Origin of the sequence: uncultured Pedobacter sp. (genome assembly GCF_913776295.1) — a bacterium.
Classification (GTDB): domain Bacteria; phylum Bacteroidota; class Bacteroidia; order Sphingobacteriales; family Sphingobacteriaceae; genus Pedobacter.
In genome coordinates this window covers 107,130-118,158 of sequence record NZ_CAJYOJ010000053.1, presented here as the reverse complement: position 1 = coordinate 118,158, position 11,029 = coordinate 107,130, and the positions used below count along the sequence as shown (strand labels likewise).

Genomic DNA, 11,029 nt, shown 5'->3' with positions numbered 1-11,029 from the left:
ATAAAATGTATTTTTGATTGATTTGAAAGTAGTACACCTAAATACCTATGACGGAAATGGCGGAGCAGGAAGAGCCTGTTTGCGCTTGAGCGATGCATTAAAGGCCAGCGGAATCGATTCAAAAGTACTGGTTTATTATAAATTCGGTCAAAACCCCAAGATAGATACTTTCAGCAAATCACCTTTACAAAAAGCAAAAGCCGTTTATAATATCCTATCAGAAAGATATTTTTCCAAATGGTTAAGCAAATCGGTCAAAACGCCGTTCAGTTTGCAATGGTTTGGTCGCTCGGTGATTAACCACCCCGATGTTAAAAACGCCGATCTAATCCATTTACATTGGATAAACCATGGTTTTCTCAATCCTAAGTTCATCGCGCAGCTGGATGAACTGGAAAAACCGATCGTTTGGACTTTTCATGATAGCAATGCTTTTACCGGTGGCTGCAATGTACGCTACGGCTGCGAACATTTTCACCAGCAATGTGGCGATTGCCCCATTTTAAAAATTAGCGGTAAAAACGATATTTCGCACAAAACCTGGTTGCGCAAACAACAAGCTTACACCAGATTAAATTTCCATATCGTAGCACCAAGCCAGTGGATGGCTGCCTCAGTAAAGTTCAGCAGTTTGTTGGGTACAAGGAAGACTACCGTGATTCCGAATACGATCGAAACAAATATTTTTAAACCTTATGTTAAATCTGAAGCAAAAAAAGTCCTGAAAATTAATCCGGATAAATTTGTGCTGATGAGTGGATTTATGCCCTCAAAAAACGACAAACATAAAGGAACGCCCTACCTAATTGAGGCTTTGGAAATCCTGGCACGCAGAAGTGGGATACAAAAAGAAAATATTGAATTGGTTATTTTTGGGAACAGGGAAAATGCAGAAATGCCCGAATTCCCCTTTAAAACCACATTCCTGGGAACCATTAACAGAGATGATCATTTAGCGAAATGTTATTCTGCCGCCGATGCTTTTATTACACCTTCTTTAGAAGATAACCTCCCGAATACGGTGATGGAAAGTTTATCTTGTGCCACACCTGTAATTGCTTTCACCACTGGCGGCATTCCGGATATGGTTAAACACCTGCAAAACGGATACCTGGCCAAATATCAAAATGCAGAGGATTTAGCAAATGGTATTGAATGGTTATATCACCGCCCCGATAAAGAGGAAATCCAGAAAGCGGCGAGATTAAGCATTTTGACAAACTTTGCGGAGGAAGTTGTTGCTACAGAGCATATCCATCTTTACGAGACGCTGATTGATTTACAGCCTAAATAACTCCATATTTTAATAAATTTTTACAATGCTATTCATCATTCGGTTTGCAAAATCTTATTCTCCATTCCACAAGTAAAAAATTGGTCAATCTTTATTAAATTTATACCGACCGAAATTTGTAAATGGAAAGCATCGAGAACTATTCTGAAAGCATTAAAGCATTAAAATCTGCTATTTTATCGAGCCGGTATAAAGCAGCTACTTTTGTGAACAAAGAACTTTTGTTGCTCTATTTCACGGTAGGTAAATTTATTTCCGAAAAGATAAAACAGGAAAAATGGGGTGCAAAAGTTATTGATAACCTTTCTTCAGATTTACAGGCAGAACTACCGGGCTTAAGAGGCTTCTCTGCCACAGGGATTAAAAGGATGAGATTCTTTTTTGAATCCTGGGAAGAATATATTTATATTAAATCATCAGCAACTGAGCCGCTATCTATCATCTATACCGATGAAATTACAATTAGTCCAACAGTGTTGGACCAAATACAACTTATTGACGTAGAGGACATTGAATTTAGTCCAACAGTGTTGGACCAAATAGGACGTTATTTTTTTAAGTTAAGTTTCTCGCATCACATTGAGCTTATTCTGGCTACCAAAACGCTTGCTGAAAAAGTATATTATATTCAGAAAACAGCTACAGAATCCTGGAGTTTGACCACTTTAAAACATCACCTTAAAAATAAGTCGTTTAGCAATTCTGGCAGTTTGCCAAATAATTTTTCGAAAACAATTTCCAATGAAGAATTAAGAGACCAAGCATTGCAGTCTTTTAAAGATGAATACCTTCTGGATTTTATTAATCTAGAGGATCCTGATGAACAAGATGAAAGGGTTTTAGAAAGTGAAATCGTAAACAACATTAAGAAGTTTTTAATGTCGTTAGGGGCCGATTTTGCCTTTATCAGCAACCAGTACAGATTGATTGTTGAGGATGAGGAATACTTTATAGATCTTTTGTTTTTTAACCGCCGTTTGCAATGCTTGGTTGTTTTCGAACTAAAAACCGGAAAATTCAAACCTGAGTACCTGGGCAAAATGAATTTCTATCTATCTGCCCTTGATGAATATGTTAAACAGCCACACGAGCAACCATCAATAGGCATCATACTTTGTAAAGAAAAGAAAAACAAAATTGTAGAATTTTCATTCCGCGATTTTAACAAAGCAATGGGTGTTTCTACCTACAAAACCAGCACAACATTACCTAAAGCATTTAAAGGTTTAATTCCTGATGCCGAAACCTTTAAAAAATTAATGGATTAACCATGCCCAAATTAACCGTTATCACCATTGTGTACAATAACGTTCGCGATATTGAACGTACGCTAAAATCTGTTTTAAATCAAACTTATCAAAACATAGAATATATTGTAATTGATGGCGCGTCAACTGATGGAACACTACAGATCGTTGAACAGTACAGAGATCAGATTTCGAAAATCATATCAGAACCCGACAAGGGCATTTATGATGCCATGAACAAAGGTTTGGCGTTGGCAACAGGCGATTATGTGCTGTTTATGAACTCAGGAGATGAGATTTACGACTCCCATACGGTTGAAGATATTTTCGCAACTGCTCCAGGTGCCGATATTTATTATGGAGAAACCGAAATGTACAATGATAACTGGGAAAATTTGGGTCGCAGGAGGCATGAGGCACCAGATGAGTTTGACTGGACATGTTTTAAATATGGAATGAACATCAGTCATCAGGCCATTTATATCCGCCGTAGCATTGTTACGCCTTATGATTTAACCTATCAATACAGTGCTGATATAGACTGGATTATCAAAGCTGCAAAAAAAGCTTCAAATATCGTAAACGTACACCGCTATGTAGCCAAATACCTGGTTGGTGGCATGAGCAAGAAAAAACACCGGGAAAGCTTAAAAGAGCGGTTTAAAATTTTCACCAAATATTATGGCCTGGTCCCCAATATCTTTAATCATATTATAATTACCTGTAATTTAGCATGGTACTTTATCAAACATAGAAGAACAAATGATTAATTTATGAATGAAGAAATTAACGAGCTCATTTCTCACTATGAAGAAGAAAAAACACAGCTTGAACTGTGGATAAAGGCAGCGGTAGAACAATCAGACTATAAATCTGCTCACGTAAACCAGAAGGCTTTAATTTATATTAATAACCAACTTCGCATCTTCAAAGCACTTGATGATCCTTACTATTTAAAAAAAGAAGAATATCAAAACCATATCAGTCTTTATGAAAAGATTTCTTTAAACCATGAACAAATTAGTGATTACATTAAAGAGCAAATTCAGAAAATAAGATTGAATTTAGATGACCTAAACAGTCGCAAAATTGCTGCTTTTCATGACGGACAAGAATTTGATGATGCAGTATTTGATCTGGTTGAAAATAAGATTAGTGCTTTCATTTTTAACCTCCGTAAAGAAGAAAATCTTTATATCAGGTTTTCGGTTAAAAAGAACAAAATCATTATCCGTCTAACCCCGTTTGCAGATATTTTGGTTAGCGATTATTTTAATAAATCTACAGTAACTGTACTTAAACAAATCGGATTCACGAAAAATAAACTGCGTACCTGTTTTCAGCTTAAACATCCTCTGGATAGCTTTAAAGATGCCAGTCCCATCAAAACAATTGTAAGCAGGGTAATTTACGAAGCCTTTTATAATTATCAGGTAAACAAATCAACAACTCTTGAAATTATTCCCCAATCTTAAATTTCTAAAAACAATAATTTTCCCCAGCTGTCTTAAATGTATCACCTATTAAAAATTTAAAGATTATGGGACAATTAAGTAACCGCACCATTGCTGTACTTTCAGAAAGCGGATTTGAAGAAGTAGAATTAACCGAACCAGTTAAAAGGTTAAAAGAGGAGGGAGCAACTGTTCACATCATCTCCTCTAAAAGTGGAAAAATAAAAGCGTGGGATCAAGACCACTGGTCGATCGAAGTTGATGTAGATAAAACCATTTCAGAAGCAAACGCCGATGATTATAACGGATTACTTTTACCAGGCGGTGTAATTAATCCTGATCAGTTACGTGTTAATGAAGATGCACTGGCTTTTGTAAAAGCTTTCTTTGCTGATGGAAAACCAGTTGCGGCTATTTGTCATGGTCCACAAACTTTGATTAATGCAGATTTAGTACAGGGAAGAAAATTAACTTCAGTAAAAAACATTTCACAGGATTTAATTAACGCTGGAGCCATCTGGTCAGACGAAGAAGTAGTGGTAGACCAAGGTTTGGTTACGAGCCGCACACCTGAAGACTTACCTGCTTTTAACGATAAAATTGTAGAGGAATTTGCTGAAGGTGTTCATGAAGGCCAACATGCCTAAAAATTTGGACGCTCTTTCTAGATTCACTCAAAAACGGCCGGCTATATTGCCAGCCGTTTTTTGTTTTACCTGTTCTTTTGTGCCGTCAAATGTTTCCGCCTCACGGCTATTTTCTATAAAACGGAATTACCTTACAGAACCGCTTTCGATGTCGGATGCTAACATCCAACATCACTTATAACTTAACCTGTCTGATGATATTTTTAATATTCAACTCAATAATATCGGTCATCGTTTTACATCGCAGATAATTGGTATCCTTAAAATAATCGCTCATACCTTGTTTTAATAAAGCAATATTCTCTGGTGTGGTGAGTTCTTCTTTATTTGACACATCCCGTAGATCAGTTAAACGGTGCCGTTCGCTCCTTACACGGTGCACAATTGACGACCGTTCCTCCTGCTGATACTGCAATACGGTTTTCTCCGTCAGTTGCTCCATGCTCATTTTTACATAAGGAAGGTTTTCTTTAAAAAACTGTGGCAGATAAACTTTCAAATTCCCTTCGTAAAATTGTTGGTCAAAGTCTATCGCCCTGATACGGAACTGGATATCATCAAAATCGGGTGTAATCTGGACCACAAAATTGTACGCACGCATATCGCCCAAAAGCATAATCAGACAGCGCTCATTAAACTTGACAAACTCTTTGGCTATACGCGTAGGGTTAAACCCGGGTGTATACAACTGCCCCTTCGTAAAAATATCGCCTGGAATCCCCGCAATATGTTCTTCTACCAGGGTATTTCCATCTACCAGGTAATTTACCTGGTTGGGTGAAAGTATTTCTTCCATTTCGAGACCGTAAATACGCGACGCATCAGCCTTTTTGATATAAAAGTAATCATAAACATCATTTAGCCGGTTTACGATACGGATACGGAAAGGATGGGTATTGCCAAAGGTGCAATATTCTATTTTATCAATATACTTATGCTCAACAATACGCAGGTTTCCTGAAGCCTTAAGGTTTGCATAAATTTCCTTCAAGCCATCATGCAATCTTTCGATTAAATCCTGCGCATATATGGGGCCTTCCCAAAGCGAATCCTTACCAAACTTATCCATTAAAGGGAAAGCCTCGTTAAATTGCATCAGATCATTATAACCGATAGGCAATTTTGCTTCACGCTGGTAGGTACGCAAATATTTCTGCAAAGCAGGTGTTACCGGAAAAATCGGCTTCTTTTTTGAAATTTTTACGTCGTTGTTTTCCATTTAAAGGCAATGTACTATTTTATGAAAGTATGTCTAAATCTTTTACCACAAAGTTCACAAAGAAATAACACAGAGGAAACAGAGAATAGCGGGAAAGTGAAATAATATACATTACTGTAAGCACTCTTTTTTCTCTGTGAAAACTCGGTGTGCTCTGTGGTTATTAATCTTTCGGGTAACTAAAAGGCAATCCAGCGAGATACCTGCTGATTTTCCGGTAAGGATAATTTCCTGCGCCATGATCGGCAAACTGTACAATGATGGTATTTGTTTTCGGATCAACATACAATCTTTGACCAAGCATCCCTTCTGCCGCATAATCGCCATGCTCCCCTTCTTGCGGGATCCACCACAGATAATGATGTGCAGATTTTTGCCATCCTTTAGCCGATGCTGGCTTTTCGGCGCCAATGTGTGTTGATTGTTCTACCCAACTTTCCGGAATGATCTGCTTTCTGTTGTATTCTCCTTTGTTTAAATATAACCGCCCTATCTTGGCAAAATCGATGGCTGTAACCTGAAAACGGCTTGCCGTATTGGCAAGGCCATTAACCTGGTCTAACCCCCAGGTTGCATCATATGCTGTCCCGATTTTTTTCCATACACCGGCTTCAAAATATTGTGCAACTGACTTACCGGTTGCTTTTTTTAAAACCCAGCCCAACAAAATCGGATCGATACTTTTGTACACCCAAACCGTTCCTGGCTTATTAGCCAGTTTAACTTTCATCAGCTGCGCTTTCATATCATCGGTATAATAGTATTTAGCCTCGTCAGAAAAAAAAGCCTTCACAACTCCGCCTAACGCATCCTGAAATTTAAGTCCGGATTTCATATCCAACAGATTTTTTAGCGTAATCTTTGCAAAAGCAGGATTGGATTTTAATTCGGGAATATACTGTGTTACTTTATCGTTCAGGCTTCTAATGCTTCGATCTGCCAGTGCCTGACCAACTGCAATAGAAATCATGCTTTTAGCTCCAGAAAATATACTGGTCAGGGTACTATCACTATAACCTTTAGCATATCTTTCATACAAGATACTATCATTTCTGATGACCATAAAAACATTAACCTGCCCATTTTTTAAATAGTCTTTTAATGGAATATAGCGGTTATCTCCATCTCTAACATGTAGCGTATCCAGATCATTCCGTTGTTTTACCGACCTGATAAAATGAAAAACCGAATCACTTTTATGCGAAACCTCCTGCGGAAAAATTTTATAGGTTTCGGTATTTGGTGTTCTGTATTTTAATACATTCAACAAATAGGGTTTCCAAAGGAATAAGGCCAGTAACGATAAAAAAAAAGTATAAATCAGAATTAAAAGTATTTTTTTGAAGGTTTTCATAGATAGGCGTTATAGTCCCAAATATAAAATATTTACGAAATGATATGTGCTATCGCACAATTTATTTGAAGTAAAACAGAAATCAATTTTTAGGTTTATATTTCCAACGCTTATGGCTCCACAGCCAATATTCGGGTTGTGCATTGATTATTTTTTCCAGAAAACGGGTATGCAGTTCGGTAATTTCGAATGTAGCGGTTTCAGCAGGATATAAACATAGCGGCACACAATCCACCTCATAAAAACCGCGTTTTAACACCTTCACTTTTAAATAAAAGATAGGCTGATTGGTACGCCTGGCAATTTTTTCAATTCCTAACTGTACAGAGCTGGGTTGATGCAAAAAATTAGTCCAATAATGTGATTCATCTTTCGATGGTGCCTGGTCGTTACCAAAACTAAACAGGCTTGGCTTACCTTTGCTAGCCTGTAATGCACGCATGGTTTGCCTCATGGCAATTAGCTTATTCCCGAACCTGCTCCTCATTCTTTTAAACCAGTTGTCAAATATTGGGTTGCTTAAGGGTTTATAAATAGGATAATGATCAGCACGAAAATTGAGCCCGACACCCATGGTACCCCACTCCCAGTTGCCATAATGTGCCGAACAGATTAATACACTCTGGCCACGATCTAAATACGCCTGAATCTGTTCTTTATTTTTAAACACAAACCGTTTTTCGATCTGCCGTTTGGAAATGCTCTGCATTTTAACAATTTCAAAAACCAATGAGGCCAGATAACGGTAAAACCGCTTCTCTATAATTAAGATCTCATGTAATGTCCTATCGGGGAGTGAATTTAACAGATTTTCTCTGACTACTTTCCTACGGTAGCGAAATAAAAAATACAATAACAGATAAGCGAAATCGGCCAAAATGTACAATACAGATAATGGAAGCAGGGATAATACACCTAAAAGAAATATTCCCAAATGGGAAATCCACGTTTTAATCACATCAGGCTGGTTGAGGCGCTAATTTAAACAGCATGTTACGAAATTATGCCACGAAAATGTTAGATTTCTTAATTATAAAGCTATCTTATTGTGTGTAATATTTTAATGATTGCTAAAGCCTTTATTCAGGCTTGTATTTTTTATCACGACATGAGACATCTCAATCATGTAAGCAAAAATTTTACGATTTTGTTTAATCACAAAGATAAGAGCCGATAATATTCGAGTCCTGTTTAAGGTTAAAATGGTAGCATGAATAAAACCTTTAGAGCAAAAAAGCCCCGATTTACATCGGGGCTTTAGTAAAATATATTTTATTCTCCTGCTAAAAGATATTTTGATTAAGCAAATTGCTTTCCTTTAACCTTACGTTCCTGTTCTGTTAAGAAGATCTTGCGTAAACGCATACTCTGTGGAGTAACTTCGATATACTCGTCAGCCTGAATGTATTCCATAGCCTCTTCCAGCGAAAATTTAATTGCCGGCGCAATGCGGGTGTTATCATCAGTACCTGATGCACGCATGTTGGTTAAAGCTTTACCTTTCACGATATTGATTACTAAATCATTATCACGGATATGTTCTCCCAAGATTTGTCCCTCATAAATATCAACTCCCGGATCAACAAAGAAACGACCTCTATCCTGTAATTTATCGATCGAATAAGCAGTAGTAGTACCTTTATCCATGGAAATTAACACACCATTTAAACGGCCAGGAATCGTACCTTTCCAAGGTTCATAAGCTTTAAAACGGTGTGCCATAATCGCTTCACCAGCTGTAGCTGTTAAAACGTTGTTACGTAAACCGATGATACCACGAGATGGAATTTCGAATTCTAAGTGTTGTAAATCACCTTTGGGTTCCATAATCAATAACTCACCTTTACGTTGGGTTACCAGTTCGATTACTTTACCAGAAACTTCAGCAGGTACATCTACAATTAATGTTTCGATTGGCTCATGTTTTTTACCGTCGATTTCTTTCACGATAACCTGTGGCTGACCCACCTGTAATTCGTAACCTTCACGACGCATTGTTTCAATTAACACCGATAAGTGAAGGATACCACGGCCATATACCAACCATGAATCTGCACCTTGAGTTTCAACAACTTTTAAGGCCAGGTTTTTCTCCATCTCCTTGATCAAACGATCTTTAATCCGCTGAGAAGTTACCAGTTTACCCTCTTTACCAAAGAAAGGAGAGTTATTAATGGTAAACAACATGTTCATTGTTGGCTCATCGATACTGATTACCGGTAATTGTTCTGGTGCTTCAAAATCAGCGATGGTATCACCAATTTCAAAACCATCAATACCTACCACAGCACAGATATCGCCAGAGTTTACTTCTGTAGCCTTTACCTTGCCTAAACCTTCGAAAGTGTAAAGTTCTTTTACTCTTGATTTCACGATTTTGCCATCGCGTTTAATTAAAGTAACCGGCTGGTTTTCTTTAATCGTGCCACGGTGAACACGGCCAATTGCAATACGGCCAACGAAAGATGAATAATCTAACGAAGTGATCTGCATTTGTAAAGTACCTTCGTTTATTGGTGCAGCAGGAATATTTTCTACCACAGCATCTAACAAAGCAAAAATATCAGTTGTTGGTTTCTGCCAGTCGGTACTCATCCATCCTTGTTTAGATGAACCGTAAATAACCGGGAAATCCAATTGCTCTTCAGTAGCTTCGAGGTTGAAGAACAATTCGAAGATTTGCTCGTAAACCTCTTCAGGACGGCAGTTTTCTTTATCTACTTTGTTTACCACCACAATTGGTTTTAAACCCAGCGCCAAAGCTTTTTGTGTTACGAAACGGGTTTGAGGCATTGCACCTTCAAAAGCATCGCAAAGTAAAAGTACACCATCGGCCATTTTCAAAACACGCTCTACCTCACCGCCAAAATCAGCGTGACCAGGTGTATCGATAATGTTAATTTTTACGTCTTTATATTTAACAGAAACGTTTTTAGATACGATTGTGATACCACGCTCACGCTCTAAATCGTTGTTATCCAATATCAACTCTCCTGTTTGTTCGTTGTCACGAAAAATAGAACAAGAGTGTAAAATCTTATCAACCAACGTGGTTTTACCGTGGTCAACGTGTGCTATAATAGCTATGTTTCTAATCTTTTGCATAAAATGCGCCTCAAATTTGGCGCAAAGATAGTGTTTAGAAATGGATTTTTCACTATAACGCTTACTATTTAATGCTTTGATAACGCTGCAATAGTCTCATTTTTAATTAGAAAAGCAATAGCAGTAGCACTTCGGTCTAATCTGTCCCACTCTGCACTTTAGCCCTCATAAAAAATTCGGGGCAGCCGTTTCCGTCAGGTTTAGAATCCAAAGCTTGTTTTTAAAAAATCGTTCAAGTTCAAATGAACAAAACAAATGAACAATTTGAAGGTATTATGTAAATGGAAAAATCAATACAAGAATTATTTGATCAGTATGAAGAAAAGTCGCTTCAGGTAGAAGCAGCAAAAAGGGCCATGGACGCGGCTGAAGTACCAGATTTATCAAAGGAAGAGTTTATTACCGCCCCACAGGCCGACGAACACCTTATTGCCTGTATAGAAAGGGAACAGAAAGAAAAGGAACTGGAAAACCTCAGCCAGGAGTGGTCTGAAATTCAGGATGAATTGGCTGAAAAACTTTGTAAAATCAACACCAAAGTTCTGGTAAAAGATAAACGGGATGAATGCACCGTGTTGATTCATTGCGAAGGCGGCGCCATTATGGTTGAAGACAAAGAAGTAAATTAACAAATTAATTACTAGATCCTTACAAGAACTACCTAAGTTAATTAAAACTATTATGGCATTAGAATAACATTCATAAATTT

At 37.6% G+C, this 11,029-nt stretch carries 10 protein-coding genes; 6 read left to right on the top strand and 4 right to left on the bottom strand.

From position 1 onward, the window contains the following. The first annotated feature begins 22 nt into the window (after positions 1 to 22). From QZ738_RS11380 to QZ738_RS11360, 5 genes are all read left to right on the top strand, one after another. Positions 23 to 1,294 carry a glycosyltransferase family 4 protein gene (locus QZ738_RS11380; RefSeq protein WP_293787586.1) on the top strand — a complete coding sequence of 424 codons (1,272 nt, stop codon included), beginning with the start codon at positions 23 to 25 and terminating at the stop codon, positions 1,292 to 1,294. 122 nt (positions 1,295 to 1,416) lie between these two features. Next, positions 1,417 to 2,562 carry a PDDEXK nuclease domain-containing protein gene (locus tag QZ738_RS11375; RefSeq protein ID WP_293787585.1) on the top strand — a complete coding sequence of 382 codons (1,146 nt, stop codon included), beginning with the start codon at positions 1,417 to 1,419 and terminating at the stop codon, positions 2,560 to 2,562. 2 nt (positions 2,563 to 2,564) lie between these two features. Beyond that, the gene (locus QZ738_RS11370; protein ID WP_293787584.1) at positions 2,565 to 3,311 is read left to right on the top strand and encodes a glycosyltransferase family 2 protein; all 747 of its coding nucleotides are present in this window, start codon (positions 2,565 to 2,567) and stop codon (positions 3,309 to 3,311) included. 3 nt (positions 3,312 to 3,314) lie between these two features. Further along, positions 3,315 to 4,016 (top strand): hypothetical protein, encoded by a 702-nt coding sequence (locus tag QZ738_RS11365; RefSeq protein ID WP_293787583.1) that lies wholly within the window; start codon positions 3,315 to 3,317, stop codon positions 4,014 to 4,016. A 65-nt stretch (positions 4,017 to 4,081) separates the two neighbouring features. Further along, positions 4,082 to 4,642: a type 1 glutamine amidotransferase domain-containing protein gene (locus QZ738_RS11360; RefSeq protein ID WP_293787582.1), complete on the top strand. Its 561-nt coding sequence runs from the start codon at positions 4,082 to 4,084 to the stop codon at positions 4,640 to 4,642. Between the two features lie 175 nt (positions 4,643 to 4,817). Here QZ738_RS11360 and QZ738_RS11355 read toward each other — a convergent pair whose 3' ends face one another. The 4 genes from QZ738_RS11355 to typA form a co-directional block, all read right to left on the bottom strand. Beyond that, positions 4,818 to 5,861, bottom strand: a complete 1,044-nt coding sequence (locus QZ738_RS11355; RefSeq protein WP_293787581.1) for a hypothetical protein — start codon at positions 5,859 to 5,861, stop codon at positions 4,818 to 4,820. A gap of 163 nt (positions 5,862 to 6,024) precedes the next feature. Then, complete coding sequence (locus QZ738_RS11350; RefSeq protein WP_293787580.1) at positions 6,025 to 7,215, bottom strand: serine hydrolase; 1,191 nt, start codon at positions 7,213 to 7,215, stop codon at positions 6,025 to 6,027. Positions 7,216 to 7,297: 82 nt separating this feature from the next. After that, positions 7,298 to 8,173, bottom strand: a complete 876-nt coding sequence (locus QZ738_RS11345; protein WP_293787579.1) for a lysophospholipid acyltransferase family protein — start codon at positions 8,171 to 8,173, stop codon at positions 7,298 to 7,300. Positions 8,174 to 8,514: 341 nt separating this feature from the next. Continuing rightward, positions 8,515 to 10,320, bottom strand: coding sequence for a translational GTPase TypA (typA, locus tag QZ738_RS11340; RefSeq protein ID WP_293787578.1), 1,806 nt, complete (start codon positions 10,318 to 10,320; stop codon positions 8,515 to 8,517). Positions 10,321 to 10,601: 281 nt separating this feature from the next. Here typA and QZ738_RS11335 point away from each other — a divergent pair, with 281 nt between their 5' ends. Then, a complete protein-coding gene (locus QZ738_RS11335; protein WP_293787577.1) occupies positions 10,602 to 10,949 on the top strand; it encodes a hypothetical protein in 348 nt (115 codons plus the stop codon). The last annotated feature ends 80 nt before the right edge of the window (positions 10,950 to 11,029 follow it).

Excerpts from the sequence above, each read along its gene's own strand:
- QZ738_RS11375 (WP_293787585.1), top strand. The coding sequence starts at position 1,417 with ATGGAAAGCATCGAGAACTATTCTGAAAGCATTAAAGCATTAAAATCT.
- QZ738_RS11370 (WP_293787584.1), top strand. The coding sequence starts at position 2,565 with ATGCCCAAATTAACCGTTATCACCATTGTGTACAATAACGTTCGCGAT.
- QZ738_RS11365 (WP_293787583.1), top strand. The coding sequence starts at position 3,315 with ATGAATGAAGAAATTAACGAGCTCATTTCTCACTATGAAGAAGAAAAA.
- QZ738_RS11360 (WP_293787582.1), top strand. The coding sequence starts at position 4,082 with ATGGGACAATTAAGTAACCGCACCATTGCTGTACTTTCAGAAAGCGGA.
- QZ738_RS11355 (WP_293787581.1), bottom strand. The coding sequence starts at position 5,861 with ATGGAAAACAACGACGTAAAAATTTCAAAAAAGAAGCCGATTTTTCCG.
- QZ738_RS11350 (WP_293787580.1), bottom strand. The coding sequence starts at position 7,215 with ATGAAAACCTTCAAAAAAATACTTTTAATTCTGATTTATACTTTTTTT.
- typA (WP_293787578.1), bottom strand. The coding sequence starts at position 10,320 with ATGCAAAAGATTAGAAACATAGCTATTATAGCACACGTTGACCACGGT.
- QZ738_RS11335 (WP_293787577.1), top strand. The coding sequence starts at position 10,602 with ATGGAAAAATCAATACAAGAATTATTTGATCAGTATGAAGAAAAGTCG.